This is a genomic window from Phaeobacter sp. JH20_08 (assembly GCF_048056635.1).
GTDB classification, from domain to species: Bacteria; Pseudomonadota; Alphaproteobacteria; order Rhodobacterales; family Rhodobacteraceae; genus Phaeobacter; species Phaeobacter bryozoorum.
In genome coordinates this window covers 205,482-221,696 of the sequence record NZ_JAYMVV010000022.1, presented here as the reverse complement: position 1 = coordinate 221,696, position 16,215 = coordinate 205,482, and the positions used below count along the sequence as shown (strand labels likewise).

The window sequence follows — 16,215 nt, the reverse complement described above, 5'->3', positions numbered from 1 at the left end:
TTACAGCTGGCGGTTTTTCGGGTCTGGCGCGTGGTGTATGAAACCGGTCGGCAGCCGACAATCGACATATCGCGCCTGGAGTGTGGCTCCCTATGGGGGCCTTGTTTTATTCACTGTCGGGGATATGGTGCCCAGGAGAGGACTCGAACCTCCACGTCCATACGGACACTAGCACCTGAAGCTAGCGCGTCTACCAATTCCGCCACCTGGGCAGGTGTCGTGAGGGGCGTATAAGCAGAAGCGACGGGGCCGTCAAACGGAAAATTCACCGCTGCGATTTGTTCTGTTCTGACGATGGTATTCACAGAATACAGCTACCTGTGCAGAGCTGCTGAGTCGTCATGATCTGCGCTCTCCGATCTGATTTGGAAATCACCGATACGATCCGCTGGCGTCGCCAAAGCATCATAGCAAGGGAGATCAAATCGGGCGTTAAGCAGCCATATCTTGCAGCGTTGCACCTATTGCCTCGACTTTGGTCGATTTGCGCCTTGTTCCAAAGGGCGCGGGGCGGTAAATCGAAGCAGCAGCTAAGGTAGGAGCCAAAAGATGTCCAAACTGGTCACGATCTATGGCGGGTCCGGTTTTGTCGGCCGTTACATTGCGCGCCGCATGGCCAAGGAAGGTTGGCGTGTGCGGGTGGCCGTGCGTCGGCCGAACGAAGCCATGTATGTCAAACCCTATGGTGTCCCGGGGCAGGTAGAGCCTGTGTTGTGCAATATTCGCGACGATGCGTCTGTTGCGGCGGTGATGCAGGGGGCAGATGCAGTGGTGAACTGCGTTGGCATCCTGAACGAACTGGGCAAGAACACCTTTGATGCGGTTCAGGCCGATGGCGCTGGTCGAATTGCGCGAATCGCTGCTGCACAGGGCGTCGGAGCCATGGTGCATGTCTCGGCCATCGGTGCCGATGAAGACAGCGACAGCGATTATGCCCAGTCCAAAGCGGCCGGGGAGCGGGCTGTTCTGGAGCATATGCCCGAGGCTGTGATATTGCGGCCGTCGATCATCTTCGGGGCTGAGGATCAGTTCTTCAACCGTTTTGCCGCGATGGCGCGCCTGTCGCCGGTGCTGCCGATTGCCCATGCCGACACAGAATTCCAGCCGGTGTACGTCGACGATGTTGCCAAGGCTGCCGTAGCCGCGGTTGTCGGGAAGGCAAAGCCTGGCGTGTATGAGCTTGGCGGCCCCGAGGTGAAGAGCTTTGGCGCACTGATGCAGCAGATGCTCGATGTGATTGACCGTCGGCGCCTTGTGCTGTCGCTGCCGGGCCCGATTGCGAAGCTGGTCGCGCTTGGCTTTGATATTCTGCAGTTCGTCAGCTTCCAGCTGTTCGAGAACAAGATGCTGACCCGTGACCAGCTGAAGAACCTCGAGAACGACAATGTGGTTGCCGAGGGCGCAAACGGGTTCGAGGCGCTGGGCATCCACCCGGTTTCATTGGCGTCTGTGCTGCCGGACTACCTGTGGAAGTTCCGCCCGGCTGGTCAGTACAGTGAGTTGATGGATTCAGCCCGCAACCTGCGCAACGACCTCTGAATTCGCTTAGAGGTCAAGGTCGGCTAAGATTTGAAAGGCGCGGGTTTGACCCGCGCTTTTTTGGTTCTGATGGCCGGATCCGGTCGATCAGGCCTGATAGGCGATCATCAGGAGAATCGCGCCCAGAACGACGCGATAGATCACATAGGGTGTGAAGCTGACCGAGCGCAGCATGCGCATCATCAGCGACAGGGCAGCAAGGGCGGCCAGCATTGAGAGCGCCGCAGCGATAGCTGCATCGCGAATGAGTGCCGGATTTGCCTCGACGGCGACTTCGGCACCCAGCAAAACACCAGAGGCCACGATTGTTGGGATCGACATTAGCATTGACAGCCGTGCTGCGTCGATCCGGGCGTAGCCCAGCTGGCGGGCGCCCGTAATAGTGATGCCCGAACGGGAAGTGCCGGGGATTAGCGCCAGCATTTGCCACAGCCCCATGATCAGCGCATCTCGTGGCCCCCAGTCCGCGCTTTCCTTGTCGGTTGGGCCGAACCGATCTGCCACATAGAGTACCAAGCCAAAACCAAGCATCGTCCAGCCGATGACTTTCATCGACCTGAGTGCGTCACTCCATCCGCTGAAATGCAGAAAGGCGCCAAACAGGACTGTAGGGATGGTCGCGATGATCAGCCCCATCGCCAGCCGTGCCCCGGGTGTATCGAGGCGTCCTGTGAAGGCGCGCGGCAGACCGATCAGCCCCACCCGCACCTCTTTCCAGAAGAACAGAACCACGGCGACCAGTGTTCCGACGTGAACGGCGACGTCGATAACCTGCCCCTGATCGTCGAGCCCGGTCAGCCCTGGCAAAAGGATCAGGTGCCCGGATGAAGAGATTGGCAGGAATTCCGTGATGCCCTGAATCAGGGCGATAAGGATCAGCTGAAAAAGCGGCATGATATAGGTCCGATTGGGGTTCCGCAGGGATGGCAAAGAACGGTCTGGGTGTAAATCCGTTGATTTCATTGGTGGGATAGCGTTAATGGTCCGCATCGGACCTAAAATGTCTGTACATTTCTGCTGGAGAAGGTATCAGGACATAACTGCTGACATATTAGGTCAGCAAAGTTGACTTTTAATTCGCTCCGCTCCGATGGATCATTTATCGCAGCCAGCCCAACATGGAGTCCGCCCCGTGGCCAAGCAACCGATGCTCAAATTCGTGCAGATCGACCGCGACATGCCCAGCAAACGGGCCGCAGAAGATCGCCGGGAAGATTTCGACGAAATCTACGCAGAATTCGCGGCCGCCAAGGCCGAGGAACAGGCCAGCCGTTGCAGTCAATGCGGTGTACCTTATTGCCAGTCGCATTGCCCCCTGCACAACAACATTCCCGATTGGCTCCGCCTGACTGCCACGGGCCGCTTGCACGAGGCCTATGAGATCAGCCAGGCGACCAATACCTTCCCCGAAATCTGTGGTCGTATCTGTCCGCAGGATCGCCTCTGCGAAGGCAATTGCGTCATTGAGCAGTCCGGCCACGGTACTGTCACCATCGGTGCCGTCGAGAAATACATTACCGATACCGCCTGGGACAAAGGTTGGGTGCAGCCCATCGCCCCGGCGCAGGAACGTGGCGAATCCGTGGGGATCATCGGGGCGGGTCCGGGCGGCCTCGCCGCAGCCGACATGCTGCGTCGCGCAGGCGTGAAGGTCACCATCTACGACCGCTATGATCGTGCCGGTGGCCTGCTGACCTATGGTATCCCGGGTTTCAAGCTGGAAAAGGACGTCGTGATGCGCCGCAACCAACTGCTTGCGGATGGCGGTGTTGAATTCGTGATGAATTGCAACGTGGGTCAGGACATCTCCTTTGACGATATCCGCGCCAAACATGATGCGGTGATTATCGCCACCGGCGTTTACAAATCCCGTGATCTGGAAATGCCGGGGTCAGGTTCTGGTGGCATCGTAAAGGCGATCGACTTCCTGACCGTGTCCAACAAAGCGTCGAATTTCGGCGACAGCATCGAGGAATTCGACAACGGCACCCTGAACGCCAAAGGCAAGCGTGTCGTTGTCATCGGCGGGGGCGATACGGCTATGGACTGCGTGCGGACCTCGATCCGTCAGGGTGCAACGTCGGTCAAATGTCTCTACCGCCGTGACCGTGCCAATATGCCCGGTTCGCAGCGCGAAACCCAGAACGCCGAGGAAGAAGGCGTGGTCTTTGAATGGCTGTCCGCGCCCAAGGGCTTCACCGATGAGGGCGGCAAGGTCGCTGGCGTGATGGTACAGAAGATGCGTCTCGGCCAGCCTGACGCCTCGGGCCGCCAGGCTCCCGAGATCATCGAGGGCGCCGATTACATCGAGCCTGCCGAGCTGGTGATCAAGGCGCTTGGCTTTGAGCCGGAAGATCTGCCGACGCTCTGGGATCAGCCGGAACTGCCGGTCACCCGCTGGGGCACCGTAAAGGCTGCATTCCAGACCGGCGCGACCGATCTCGATGGCGTCTATGCCGTTGGTGACATCGTGCGCGGCGCGTCGCTGGTGGTCTGGGCCATCAAGGACGGGCGCGATTGCGCTGAGGCGATCCTCGACCGTTTCAACACCGCCGCCAGCAGCTTGGCCGCCGAGTAAACAGATTTCTACCGGGCAGGTGCCGCCCTTAGGGGGCCGCCCACCGGAACGGGAGCATGACATGACAAAATATGATGCAGAATGGGTTCGCGCCGAAGAGGCAAAGCGTCAATGGATGGCCGAGAACGGTCTTTATGCCGAGGAGGAAGAGCATTCCTCCTGCGGTGTTGGCCTTGTTGTCTCGGTCAACGGCAAGCGCAGCCGCAAGGTGGTTGAGGCCGGCATCAACGCGCTGAAAGCGATCTGGCACCGAGGTGCGGTTGATGCGGACGGCATGACCGGCGATGGCGCCGGTATCCACGTTCAGATCCCGGCACCGTTCTTCTATGATCAGGTGCGCCGCACCGGCCACGAGCCGCGCGAAGATCAGCTGATGGCGGTAGGCCAGGTCTTCCTGCCACGCACGGACTTTGGCGCTCAGGAACGCTGCCGGACCATCGTGGAAAGCGAAGTTCTGCGGATGGGCTACTACATCTACGGCTGGCGCCATGTGCCGGTGGATGTCACCTGCCTCGGCGAGAAGGCCAACGCCACCCGCCCTGAGATTGAGCAGATTCTGATCTCCAACTCAAAGGGTGTGGACGAGGAAACATTCGAGCGCGAGCTCTATGTTATTCGCCGCCGCATCGAAAAAGCCGCTGCCGCTGCGCAGGTCGGCCAGCTCTATATCGCGTCGCTGTCCTGCCGCTCGATCATCTACAAGGGCATGATGCTGGCCGAGCAGGTTGCCGTGTTCTACCCCGACCTGATGGACGAACGGTTTGAAAGCGCCTTTGCAATCTATCATCAGCGCTATTCCACCAACACGTTCCCGCAGTGGTGGCTGGCCCAGCCCTTCCGCATGCTCGCCCATAACGGCGAGATCAACACGCTGAAAGGCAACATGAACTGGATGAAGAGCCATGAGATCCGTATGGCCTCTTCGACCTTTGGTGACTATGCTGAGGATATCAAACCCATCGTCGCCAGCGGGTCCTCCGACTCCGCGGCACTGGACTCGGTGTTTGAAGTTCTGGTCCGCGCCGGTCGCTCGGCGCCGATGGCAAAGACCATGCTGGTTCCCGAAAGCTGGTCCAAGCAGGCGGTGGAGCTGCCGCAGGCCTGGCGCGATATGTATTCCTATTGCAACTCCGTGATGGAGCCTTGGGATGGCCCGGCCGCGCTGGCGATGACCGATGGCCGCTGGGTTTGCGCCGGTCTGGACCGCAACGGCCTGCGCCCGATGCGCTACGTGGTCACCGGAGATGGTCTGGTGATCGCAGGCTCCGAGGCGGGCATGGTTCCGATTGACGAGGCGACCGTGGTTGAAAAGGGTGCGCTTGGTCCGGGTCAGATGCTGGCTGTCGACATGAAGAAGGGCAAGCTGTTCCACGACACCGCGATCAAGAACAAACTAGCCTCCGCGCTGCCGTTTGGCGATTGGGTGAAGAAGATCAACGATCTGGACAGCACCCTGGCCACCGTTACCGAAAAGCCGTTGTTCAGCGGGGACGCACTGCGCCGCCGCCAGATTGCCGCTGGCTATACCATCGAGGAACTGGAACAGATTCTTGCGCCGATGGCCGAGGACGGCAAGGAAACTCTGGCCTCAATGGGGGATGATACGCCGTCGGCAGTGCTGTCGAAAATGTACCGCCCGCTGAGCCATTTCTTCCGCCAGAACTTCTCTCAGGTGACCAACCCGCCGATCGACAGCCTGCGCGAATACCGTGTGATGTCGTTGAAGACCCGGTTTGGTAACCTCAAGAACGTGCTTGATGAAGACAGCTCCCAGACCGAGATCATCGTGCTGGAAAGCCCCTTTATCGGCAATTCCCAATGGGATGAGCTGGTCAAGAACCTGAACGCGCCGCTGGCTGAAATCGACTGTAGCTTTGCCCCCGGCCAGGGGTCTCTCAATGCGGCGCTGGCCCGTGTCCGCGCCGAAGCGGAGGAGGCTGTCAGCTCCGGGGCCGGTCACATTGTCCTGACCGATCAGCATTCGGGCGAGGGCCGCGTGGCGATGCCGATGATCCTGGCGACCTCCGCCGTGCATTCGCATCTGACCCGCAAGGGCCTGCGGACCTTCTGTTCGCTGAATGTGCGCTCTGCCGAATGTATCGACCCGCATTACTTTGCGGTGCTGATCGGCTGTGGTGCCACTGTTGTAAACGCCTATCTGGCCGAGGATTCGCTGGCTGACCGTATTGAGCGGGGCCTGCTGGATGGCAGTCTGACCGAGAATGTCGCCCGTTACCGTGAAGCCATCGACCAGGGTCTTTTGAAGATCATGGCGAAAATGGGGATCTCGGTGATCTCCTCCTATCGTGGTGGTCTCAACTTCGAGGCGGTGGGCCTCAGCCGTGCGATGTGTGCGGAATATTTCCCCGGCATGGTTTCCCGGATTTCTGGCATCGGTGTCACCGGCATTCAGACCAAGCTGGAAGAAATCCACGCCAAGGCATGGTCGGGCGGTCAGGATGTCCTGCCCATCGGTGGCTTCTACAAGGCGCGCAAATCCGGCGAAACCCACGCCTGGGAAGCGACCTCGATGCATATGATGCAGATGGCCTGCAACCGGGCCTCGTTTGAGCTGTGGAAGCAATATTCGGCAAAGATGCAGTCGAACCCGCCGATTCACCTCCGCGATCTGCTGGACATCAAGCCTCTGGGCAAGCCGGTGCCGATTGAAGAGGTCGAGAGCATCACCTCGATCCGCAAGCGCTTTGTCACGCCGGGGATGAGCTTGGGCGCGCTGTCGCCTGAGGCACATAAAACCCTGAACGTCGCAATGAACCGCATCGGTGCCAAGTCCGACTCCGGCGAGGGCGGCGAAGATCCCGCACATTTCGTGCCGGAGCCGAATGGTGATAACCCGTCGGCAAAGATCAAGCAGGTGGCGTCGGGCCGCTTTGGTGTGACCGCTGAATATCTGAACCAGTGTGAAGAGCTGGAAATCAAGGTGGCCCAGGGCGCCAAGCCCGGCGAGGGCGGCCAGCTGCCGGGGATGAAGGTCACCGACCTGATTGCCCGCCTGCGCCACTCGACCAAAGGTGTGACCCTGATTTCGCCGCCGCCGCACCACGATATCTACTCGATCGAGGATCTGGCGCAGCTGATCTACGACCTGAAGCAGATCAACCCGCGCTGCAAGGTGACGGTGAAACTGGTGGCGTCCTCGGGCGTTGGCACCATCGCGGCCGGCGTGGCCAAGGCAAAGGCCGACATCATCCTGATTTCCGGCCACAATGGTGGCACCGGGGCCTCGCCTGCGACCTCGATCAAATATGCTGGCCTCCCGTGGGAGATGGGCCTGACCGAGGCGCATCAGGTGCTGAGCATGAACAACCTGCGCGACCGGGTGACGCTGCGCACCGATGGCGGTCTGCGCACCGGCCGCGACATCGTCATGGCGGCCATGCTGGGCGCCGAGGAATATGGTATCGGCACCGCTGCGCTGATCGCCATGGGCTGCATCATGGTGCGCCAGTGCCAGTCCAACACCTGCCCCGTGGGCGTGTGTACTCAGGATGAGGCCCTGCGCGGCAAGTTCACCGGCAATGCCGACAAGGTGGTAAACCTCATCACCTTCTATGCGCAGGAAGTACGGGAAATTCTGGCTTCCATTGGCGCGCGGTCGCTGGAGGATGTCATTGGCCGGGCCGATCTTCTGGCGCAGGTGTCGCGTGGCTCTGCCCATCTGGACGACCTCGACCTGAACCCGCTTCTGATCACGGTCGATGGCTCTGCCAATATCGTCTACAACCGCGATAAGGAGCGCAACCCGGTGCCGGATACGCTGGATGCGGAGATCGTACGCGATGCCGCCCGCTTCCTGCAGGACGGTGAGAAGATGCAGCTGTCCTATGCGGTGCAGAACACCCACCGGACCGTGGGCACCCGCACCTCCAGCCATATCGTCCGCAACTTCGGTATGCGCAACACGCTGCAGTCAGACCACCTGACGGTGAAGCTGCAAGGCTCCGCCGGGCAGTCGCTCGGTGCCTTTGCGGCCCCCGGTCTGAAGCTTGAGGTCTCCGGGGATGCCAATGACTATGTGGGCAAGGGTCTCTCCGGCGGAACCATCGTGGTGCGCCCGCCGATGGCATCGCCGTTGAACGCCAGCGAAAACACCATCGTCGGCAATACCGTTCTCTATGGTGCGACGGCTGGCTATCTCTTCGCAGCCGGGCGTGCCGGCGAGCGGTTCGCGGTTCGTAACTCAGGGGCGAGCGTGGTTGTCGAGGGCTGCGGTGCCTGTGGCTGTGAATACATGACCGGCGGGATCGCGGTGATCCTGGGCAAGATCGGCGCCAACTTCGGCGCGGGTATGACCGGTGGTATGGCCTACATCTACGATCCCGAAGGCAAGGCAGAAACCCTGATGAACATGGAGTCACTGGTGACCTGTCCGGTGACCGTGGCCCATTGGGAAGATCAGCTGAAAGGTCTGATCGAGCGCCATCTGGAGGAAACCGGCAGCCGCAAGGCCGCTGAGATCCTGCAGCATTGGGAAAATGAGAAGGGCGATTTCCTGCAAATCTGCCCGAAGGAAATGCTGAACAAACTGCCCCAGCCTTTGGCGATCGAGGCAGCAGCCGTTCCGGCGGAATAGGCCCCGCCACTTCCTCTGCATGTGCCTTGGATGGGCTCCGGTCGCTGCTGCGGTCGGGGCCTTTTCACCTCCGGGCGCCTGCTCTTGGCAATCTCTTGCGGGCCAAGGGATTTCGCGGTTGGAGCAGGCCCGTTCTGTGCCGTATAGAGACCCTATGGCGAAGGCAGGAAAATCAACCGGGGCATCCAAGGTTCCCCCCAAGGGCAAAGCCCGCAGCAAGGCAGCAGCCAAGGGTACACCCCGCGCAAAGCTGTCACCGCGTCGTCTCCTGCGTCGCTGGCTGGGACGGGCTGCGCTGGTCTTTGTTGCGCTGACCCTGCTGCCGATCCTGCTGTTTTCCGTGATCAACCCGCCGATCACCCATACCATCTGGTCTGAATATCGCCGTCTTGGTGATATTGACCGCGAATGGGTTCCCATCGAACATATCGCTCCGGCCTTGGGGCGTTCGGTTGTCGCCGCCGAAGATGCCCGGTTCTGCCAGCATTGGGGCCTTGATGCGGAGGCCATCCGTGCGGCAATCGCCGAAGGCGGCCAGCGTGGAGGGTCGACCATCTCTCAGCAGGTGGTGAAGAATGTCTTTCTGTGGCAGGGGCGCAGCTGGTTCCGCAAGGCGCTGGAAACACTGATGACGCCGATGGTTGAGGCGGTCTGGAGCAAACGGCGCATTCTGGAAGTCTACCTGAATGTCGCTGAAATGGGCGAAGGTGTGTTTGGCGCCGAGGCGGCCGCGCGGCACTATTTCGGTGTCGGTCCGGATGAGCTGAGCCGCAGGCAGGCTGCCCTTCTGGCCACCGTTTTGCCCAATCCCAAAGAGCGTTCGGCAGCAAAACCCACTGCGTTCATGCGCAAGCGGGCGGCGCAGATCATGGATGGGGCGGCCACCATTCGCGCAGATGGCAGGGCGGCCTGTTTCGAGGATTGAAACTTCTGGCGCTTTTAGGCATTGCTGTCTGATCCCAGCCACCCGCAACAGGAGATCCGCTGTCCCATGGCCCGCCTCTATCATGTGCCCCTCTCCCCCTTTTGCCGCAAAGTGCGCCTGTCCCTGGCCGAAAAGCGGATCGAGGTCGAGCTGGTCGAGGAACGCTACTGGGAGCAGGAGGCCGATTTCCTGCGCCGCAATCCGGCGGCGAAGGTTCCGGTGATCCGCCTGGATGGCAAGCTGATGGCCGAAAGTGCCGCTATCTGCGAATACCTTGAGGAAACCCGCCCGGAACCCTCGTTGATGCCCAGCGATCCCGATGGTCGCTACGAGGTGCGCCGTCTGGTCAGCTGGTTCGATGATAAATTTCACCATGAGGTCACCTCAAAGCTGCTCTATGAGCGGGTGAACAAGAAGGTGACCGGGCAGGGCTACCCCGACAGTGGCAACGTCAAGGCGGGTGCGCGGGCGATCAAATATCACCTCGACTATCTGGCCTGGCTGCTGGACCATCGCCGCTGGCTGGCTGGCGATCAAATGACCCTCGCAGATTTCGCCGCCGCCGCGCATCTGTCGTCGTTGGACTATATCTCCGATGTTGATTGGAACCGGTCCGCCGTGGTGAAGGACTGGTACGCAAAGATCAAGTCACGCCCGGCGTTCCGGTCGATCCTTGCCGATCAGATCCCCGGTTTCAGCCCACCGGCCCATTACGCCGATCTGGATTTCTGATAGACACGGGCAGAAGGGGGCTGTCTGCCCCCTCTTGAGTCCCTTGGACTCAATTCACCCCCGAGGATATTTTTGGCCAGATGATAGCGACACACGGCATCAAGGACAGGTTGGTGAAACAGGCCCTTGCCGAGGGGTTTGTGGCCTGTCGGATCTGTCGTCCCTGGGATGTGCCGCAAGTGCCCGCTCGGCTTCAGGCGTTTCTTGAAGCGGGATATCACGGTCAGATGGGCTGGATGGAGGAACGCAGCCACTGGCGCGGCGATCCAGCCCAGCTCTGGCCTGAGGCGCGCTCTGTGATCATGCTGGCTGAAAGCTACACGCCAGAGGTGGATCCGATGGCCGTTGTGGGGCAGGCAGAGCGCGGCGCGATTTCCGTCTATGCGCGCAACAAGGATTATCATGATCTTGTGAAGAAGCGCTTGAAACGGCTGGCACGCTGGCTGATCGCGGAAGCCGAGCGGGCGGATGAGCCTGCCGAGGTCAAGGTATTTGTCGACACCGCGCCGGTTCCGGAGAAGCCGCTGGGCCAGGCGGCGGGCCTTGGGTGGCAGGGCAAACACACCAATCTGGTCAGTCGGGACTGGGGCAACTGGGCCTTCATAGGCTCTGTTTTCACAACATTGGACCTGCCTGCCGACGCGGCAGAGCGCGACCATTGCGGATCGTGCCGGTCCTGTCTGGCGGCCTGCCCGACAGATGCGTTCCCCGCCCCTTATCAGCTGGATGCGCGGCGTTGCATTTCTTACCTCACCATCGAGCACAAGGGCCCGGTCGATGAGGAGCTGCGCGCCAAGCTGGGCAACCGGATCTACGGCTGTGATGATTGCCTGGCGGCCTGCCCCTGGAACAAATTTGCAGTCGCCGCCAGCGATATGCGCTATGCGGCGCGACCCGAGTTCGAGGCTCCGCAGCTGGCGGAGCTGGCTCGGCTGGACGATGCCGGGTTCCGGGCGTTGTTTTCCGGTTCCCCCATCAAGCGGATCGGGCGAGATCGCTTTGTGCGCAATGTGCTTTATGCCGTCGGTAACTCCGGCCTGCCGGCCCTGCGGCCCGTGGCCGAGGCTCTGGTCGCGGATCCTGACCCGACTGTGGCGGATGCGGCCCGCTGGGCGGTTCAGCGACTGAGGTGACGCAAACAGGATGGATCGTCGCGGCAGCTTCGCTAAACCGATGACCAGGATCAAGATTAAGGCGAACGGAGGACGGGCATGGCGCTTTTGCTTGGGGTGGACACGGGCGGAACCTATACCGACGCGGTATTGATCCGGGATGATCGCGATGTGCTGGCAAAGGCCAAAGCACTGACGACGCGGCAGGATCTGGCCATCGGAGTTGGAGAAGCCGTCGCTGCCGTACTTGCGCAGGCGCAGGTAGCACCGTCAGAGATCGCGCTTGCAGCTTTGTCCACGACGCTTGCGACCAATGCGCTGGTCGAAGGGCAGGGGGGCCGCGTTGCGCTGATCTATATCGGGTTCGGCGAGGCGGATCTGGATCGTCACGGCCTGCGCGAGGCGTTGAAGGGCGACCCGGCGCTGGTGCTGGAGGGGGGGCACAGCCATTCCGGTAGCGAGGCGGCGCCCTTGGACCGGGAGACACTGCGCGCGTTTCTCCAGCGCGAGGCCGTATCGGTCAGCGGTTTTGCCATTGCCGGCCAGTTTGCGACGCGCAATCCAGCGCACGAGCTGGAAGTTGCCCGGATCATCGCAGAAGAAACCGGCGTTCCGGTGACCTGTTCGCACCAGCTGTCGGCGCGGCTCAACGGGCCGAAGCGGGCGTTGACGGCTGTGCTGAACGCGCGGCTCATCGGAATGATCGACCGGTTGATCGGGCGCGCCGAATCCCGCCTGAGCGAGCTCGGCGTGACTGCTCAGATGATGGTTGTGCGGGGTGATGGCGCCTTGATGTCGTCACAGCAGGCCCGTGCCCGTCCGATTGAAACCATCCTGAGCGGCCCGGCTGCATCGCTGGTCGGTGCCCGCTGGCTGACCGGCGTCGAGACTGCGCTTGTCAGTGATATCGGCGGCACCACCACCGATATCGCATTGATCGAGAACGGCAAGCCCAAGATTGATCCGGCCGGCGCCGAGGTTGGCGGCTATCGCACCATGGTTGAGGCCGTGGCCATGCGCACCAGCGGCCTGGGCGGTGACAGTCAGGTGCATCCGATCGCTGCCGGTATGAGTGGCGGTGTGACCCTTGGCCCGCGTCGCGTGCTGCCGATTTCCCTGATCGCCGATATGTCCCCTGAGGTGGTTCATGCAACGCTCGACAGTCAGCTGCGCGCAGTGACTGTCGGCGAATATGACGGGCAGTTTGTTCGCGCGATTCCGGGACAGACACCAGTGGGGTTGAGCGACCGGGAGGCCCGGGTTCTGGACCGGATCGGGACGCAGACACATCCGCTGGGCGCCGTGCTGCACACCCGGATTGAGCAGGGCGCGCTGATGCGGCTGGTGGATCGCGGCCTGGTGCAGATCGCCGGGGTCACCCCGTCCGATGCCAGCCATGTCCTTGGACGGCTTAGCAGCTGGGATGGCGATGCAGCGCAGAAGGCGCTGACGCTTTTTGCCCGCCGCCGCGTGGGGTCGGGGGACCGGCTGGCACCGGATGCTGTGACATTGGCACGGATGATCGTAGATCAGATGACGGAACAGACGTCGCTCACCCTGTTAGAGACTGCTATTGCCGAAGATGCTCCGGCCTTTGGGACCTCGCCGGATCAGCTTGCCCGCCATGTTCTGATGCAGCGCGGGCTATCCCGACATCAGGGGTTGGTCGCTCTCAGCGCTGGCCTCAATGTCGATGTCGTCGGGCTTGGAGCCTCGGCGCCCAGCTACTATCCGGCGGTCGGGACCCGGCTTCATTGCCGTATGATCCTGCCGGAACACGCAGGCGTGGCAAATGCCATTGGCGCGGTGGTGGGCCGTATCACCATGCGGCGCAGCGGCACGGTTACCGCACCTGAGGAAGGCCGGTTTCGCGTCCATCTGGAGAATGGCCCGGAGGATTTCACCGGTTCGCAGGAGGCTCTTGAGCGGTTGGAAGCCGAGCTGCGGGCCGAAGCCCGTGCCGCCGCAGAGGCCGCAGGCGCGCAGGATATTTCCATCCAGGTGGACAGGGATATCCGCATCGCCGAAGTCGAGGCGCGGGAGGTTTTTGTCGAGGCCTTTCTGACGGTGGAGGCGAGCGGTCGTCCGCGCATTGCCCACGGCTGACCGGCAGAACATGCGCAAGGCAGCAAAAGGCCCCGCCGATTGGCGGGGCCTTTTATCTAGAATGCCGGATATCGCATGGTGAGCCGATTACTCGGCAGCGGTCTCGTTCCTGCGGGGCAGAACCCAATCCGGGCGCGCAAAGTGGCAGGTGTAGCCGTTTGGCTGCCGTTCCAGGTAATCCTGATGCTCCGGTTCGGCCTCCCAGAAATCGCCAACGGGTTCGACCTCGGTCACCACCTTGCCGGGCCAGAGACCTGACGCATCGACATCCGCAATGGTGTCTTCGGCAATTTCTTTCTGGCGGTCGTCAACATAGTAGATCGCAGAGCGGTAGCTCATGCCCAGATCATTGCCCTGCTGATTGACCGTGGTTGGATCATGGATCTGAAAGAAGAACTCCAGCAGCGTGCGATAGCTGGTCTGGCTCGGGTCAAAAATCACCTCGATCGCCTCGGCATGGGTGCCGTGGTTCTTATAGGTCGCATTGGGCACATCGCCGCCGGAATATCCAACCCGGGTGCTGATGATACCGGGGCGCTTGCGGATCAGGTCCTGCATGCCCCAGAAACACCCACCGGCCAGGACGGCGCGTTCTGTTGTGCTGCTCATCTAATATCCTCCACTTGATCGATATAGTCGCCGTAGCCTTCTGCCTGCATATCGTCCAGATGGACGAACCGCAGAGAGGCCGAATTGATGCAATAGCGCAGACCGCCGCGATCTGCCGGGCCGTCCGGGAACACATGGCCCAGATGGCTGTCTCCATGGGTCGAGCGGACTTCGGTGCGGATCATCCCCAGGCTCCGGTCTTCCAGCTCCTGAACATGGGCGGTTTCGATGGGTTTGGTAAAGCTGGGCCAGCCGCAGCCGGACTCATATTTGTCTGACGAGGCAAACAATGGCTCACCGGAGACGATATCCACATAGATACCCGGCTCCTTGTTGCCCAGCAGCTTGCCGGTGCCGGGGCGTTCGGTGCCGGATTGCTGGGTGACGTAATATTCTTCTTCCGAGAGGGCCGCAATGGCGTCCGGGTCTTTGGAATAACTGCGCATCATGTCCTCCGATCTTGGCTGTTCAGCTGTAAATGGTGTCCTTCGGGGCAAAAGCAAAGCTGTATTTCATCCGCTCGCGTTTGTGTGTGACGAAAGAGGCAGGGCACATGTCATCCTCAGGGGCGCTGCTGCGCCGATTGCCGCGCCAGCTGGACCGCCAGAATGCCAAAGGTGACGATACCGACGCCGATCAGGTCCAGCAGCCCCAACTTTTCGCCCAGCAGCAGACTGGCAACAGCCACACCGAAGACTGGGTTGAGAAAATGGAAGGTGGCGGCTCGCACGGCACCGATCCTGTTCAGCAGCAGAACCCAGATGAAGGTCGCCGTCAGCCCCGGCACCAGGGTGGTGTAGAGAAAGGCCAGCGCCAGCGGCCAGCTGGGGTTCAGCCGGAAGGTTTCCACCATCGGTGCAACTGCGAACAGCACGGCAGAGCCGACCAGCATCTGCAACCCCACCACCATCATGAAGTTGCCACCCGAGGTTGCCCCCCGCAGCGCCAGGGTGGCCAGCGTCAGGGCCAGAACACCGATCCCGCAGAGCGTGACGCCAAAGAGGTCGACACCCGCGCTGATGCGGGTTCCCATGATCAGGGCAACCCCCACCACCCCGGCCAGCAGCCCGGCAACACCCAGCCGGGGCAGCCGCTCACCATAGGCCAGCCAGAGCGCGATGGCGACCAGCATCGGCATGGTCGACGCGATGATCGCGGCCAGCGAGGCTTCGATGGTTTCCATGGCGACGAAGTTGAGGCCCAGATAGAGCGCGTTCTGGCAGATGCCAAAGACGATGGTGGCGCGCAGCTGGCCGCGTGTCAGACGCCAACTCTGGCCCATGTAGCGGGCGACAGCGACACCGATCAGACCGGAAATAAGAAAGCGGAAGGCAAGCGAGTATAGCGGCGAGGCATCGGCGACGATGATCCGCGCCGAAGTAAAGGCAGACGACCACATGAAGGCAAAGGCCAGCCCCATCGCCAAAGCGCGCAGATCCATCGACATATCCCCCTGCCGGTCCGGTGCCGCAGCCCGTTCGGGTGTGGTCGCGATATGTTTAGCAAGGCAAGCATTCGCTGGGAACCGAATTCGGCTGGCCGGTCGGGGATCTTGATTTTTCTGGAGCTGCGATGTTCAGGCACAAAAAAGGGCCGCCCGAAAGGCGACCCGAAACACGGTCAACCGTGCCTTGACCCTTAGCCGTTCACGCTGTCTTTCAGCGCTTTGGCGATGGTCATCTTGACCACTTTGTCGGCCTCTTTAGTGAATTTCTCACCGGTGGCCGGGTTGCGCACTTCGCGCTCGGGGCGCTCGCGGCAGTAGATCTTGCCAACGCCGGGCAGAGTCACGGCACCACCGCCGGAAACTTCGCGGGTGATCAGCGCGCAAACGGCGTCAAGCGCAGCGCCTGCCGCTTTTTTGTCGCTGTCCATCTCTTCAGCCAGTGCGGCAACAAGCTGGGTCTTGGTCATCGGTTTGGACATTCTTAGGTCTCCTTGTCACTGCCCGAGTTATGGGGCCTCATCGCGTAACTCTAGCGTTATGTTGTGGCCGAACACAACGAGTAGTGTTGTCAAA

The 16,215-nt window shown here is 61.2% G+C and carries 12 protein-coding genes and 1 tRNA gene; 7 read left to right on the top strand and 6 right to left on the bottom strand.

The genetic code is table 11. The features are described from left to right. Positions 1-125 precede the first annotated feature (125 nt). Positions 126-212, bottom strand: a tRNA-Leu gene (locus VWY75_RS19480). 337 nt (positions 213-549) lie between these two features. Between VWY75_RS19480 and VWY75_RS19475 the strand changes: the two genes are divergently transcribed. Next, positions 550-1,539, top strand: coding sequence for a complex I NDUFA9 subunit family protein (locus VWY75_RS19475; protein ID WP_340547035.1), 990 nt, complete (start codon positions 550-552; stop codon positions 1,537-1,539). Positions 1,540-1,626: 87 nt separating this feature from the next. Here the strand turns inward: VWY75_RS19475 and VWY75_RS19470 are convergent, their stop codons facing one another. Then, on the bottom strand, positions 1,627-2,433 hold the full coding sequence (locus VWY75_RS19470) for an undecaprenyl-diphosphate phosphatase (RefSeq protein ID WP_416537802.1): 807 nt from the start codon (positions 2,431-2,433) through the stop codon (positions 1,627-1,629). Between the two features lie 238 nt (positions 2,434-2,671). Between VWY75_RS19470 and VWY75_RS19465 the strand changes: the two genes are divergently transcribed. From VWY75_RS19465 to VWY75_RS19440, 6 genes are all read left to right on the top strand, one after another. Beyond that, positions 2,672-4,117, top strand: coding sequence for an NAD(P)-dependent oxidoreductase (locus VWY75_RS19465; protein ID WP_416537803.1), 1,446 nt, complete (start codon positions 2,672-2,674; stop codon positions 4,115-4,117). A gap of 61 nt (positions 4,118-4,178) precedes the next feature. Then, positions 4,179-8,711, top strand: coding sequence for a glutamate synthase large subunit (gene gltB / locus VWY75_RS19460; RefSeq protein ID WP_416537804.1), 4,533 nt, complete (start codon positions 4,179-4,181; stop codon positions 8,709-8,711). A 154-nt stretch (positions 8,712-8,865) separates the two neighbouring features. Next, positions 8,866-9,636: a monofunctional biosynthetic peptidoglycan transglycosylase gene (gene mtgA / locus VWY75_RS19455; protein ID WP_416537805.1), complete on the top strand. Its 771-nt coding sequence runs from the start codon at positions 8,866-8,868 to the stop codon at positions 9,634-9,636. A 66-nt stretch (positions 9,637-9,702) separates the two neighbouring features. Continuing rightward, positions 9,703-10,368, top strand: coding sequence for a glutathione S-transferase family protein (locus tag VWY75_RS19450; RefSeq protein ID WP_340547030.1), 666 nt, complete (start codon positions 9,703-9,705; stop codon positions 10,366-10,368). Positions 10,369-10,448: 80 nt separating this feature from the next. Continuing rightward, positions 10,449-11,501, top strand: coding sequence for a tRNA epoxyqueuosine(34) reductase QueG (gene queG, locus VWY75_RS19445; protein WP_416537806.1), 1,053 nt, complete (start codon positions 10,449-10,451; stop codon positions 11,499-11,501). A 78-nt stretch (positions 11,502-11,579) separates the two neighbouring features. Beyond that, positions 11,580-13,586, top strand: coding sequence for a hydantoinase/oxoprolinase N-terminal domain-containing protein (locus VWY75_RS19440; RefSeq protein WP_416537807.1), 2,007 nt, complete (start codon positions 11,580-11,582; stop codon positions 13,584-13,586). A gap of 87 nt (positions 13,587-13,673) precedes the next feature. On the opposite strand, the gene msrA is transcribed toward VWY75_RS19440, so the two are convergent. The 4 genes from msrA to VWY75_RS19420 form a co-directional block, all read right to left on the bottom strand. Continuing rightward, a complete protein-coding gene (gene msrA, locus VWY75_RS19435) occupies positions 13,674-14,195 on the bottom strand; it encodes a peptide-methionine (S)-S-oxide reductase MsrA (protein ID WP_340547026.1) in 522 nt (173 codons plus the stop codon). Continuing rightward, a complete protein-coding gene (gene msrB, locus VWY75_RS19430) occupies positions 14,192-14,641 on the bottom strand; it encodes a peptide-methionine (R)-S-oxide reductase MsrB (RefSeq protein ID WP_340547249.1) in 450 nt (149 codons plus the stop codon). Before msrB ends, msrA begins: the two co-directional genes overlap by 4 nt. Positions 14,642-14,757: 116 nt before the next feature. Beyond that, positions 14,758-15,636: a DMT family transporter gene (locus VWY75_RS19425; RefSeq protein WP_416534399.1), complete on the bottom strand. Its 879-nt coding sequence runs from the start codon at positions 15,634-15,636 to the stop codon at positions 14,758-14,760. Positions 15,637-15,833: 197 nt separating this feature from the next. Then, positions 15,834-16,121: an HU family DNA-binding protein gene (locus VWY75_RS19420; RefSeq protein WP_014876311.1), complete on the bottom strand. Its 288-nt coding sequence runs from the start codon at positions 16,119-16,121 to the stop codon at positions 15,834-15,836. Positions 16,122-16,215 lie beyond the last annotated feature (94 nt).

Excerpts from the sequence above, each read along its gene's own strand:
- VWY75_RS19475 (WP_340547035.1), top strand. The coding sequence starts at position 550 with ATGTCCAAACTGGTCACGATCTATGGCGGGTCCGGTTTTGTCGGCCGT.
- VWY75_RS19470 (WP_416537802.1), bottom strand. The coding sequence starts at position 2,433 with ATGCCGCTTTTTCAGCTGATCCTTATCGCCCTGATTCAGGGCATCACG.
- gltB (WP_416537804.1), top strand. The coding sequence starts at position 4,179 with ATGACAAAATATGATGCAGAATGGGTTCGCGCCGAAGAGGCAAAGCGT.
- mtgA (WP_416537805.1), top strand. The coding sequence starts at position 8,866 with ATGGCGAAGGCAGGAAAATCAACCGGGGCATCCAAGGTTCCCCCCAAG.
- VWY75_RS19450 (WP_340547030.1), top strand. The coding sequence starts at position 9,703 with ATGGCCCGCCTCTATCATGTGCCCCTCTCCCCCTTTTGCCGCAAAGTG.
- queG (WP_416537806.1), top strand. The coding sequence starts at position 10,449 with ATGATAGCGACACACGGCATCAAGGACAGGTTGGTGAAACAGGCCCTT.
- VWY75_RS19440 (WP_416537807.1), top strand. The coding sequence starts at position 11,580 with ATGGCGCTTTTGCTTGGGGTGGACACGGGCGGAACCTATACCGACGCG.
- msrA (WP_340547026.1), bottom strand. The coding sequence starts at position 14,195 with ATGAGCAGCACAACAGAACGCGCCGTCCTGGCCGGTGGGTGTTTCTGG.
- msrB (WP_340547249.1), bottom strand. The coding sequence starts at position 14,641 with ATGCGCAGTTATTCCAAAGACCCGGACGCCATTGCGGCCCTCTCGGAA.
- VWY75_RS19425 (WP_416534399.1), bottom strand. The coding sequence starts at position 15,636 with ATGGATCTGCGCGCTTTGGCGATGGGGCTGGCCTTTGCCTTCATGTGG.
- VWY75_RS19420 (WP_014876311.1), bottom strand. The coding sequence starts at position 16,121 with ATGTCCAAACCGATGACCAAGACCCAGCTTGTTGCCGCACTGGCTGAA.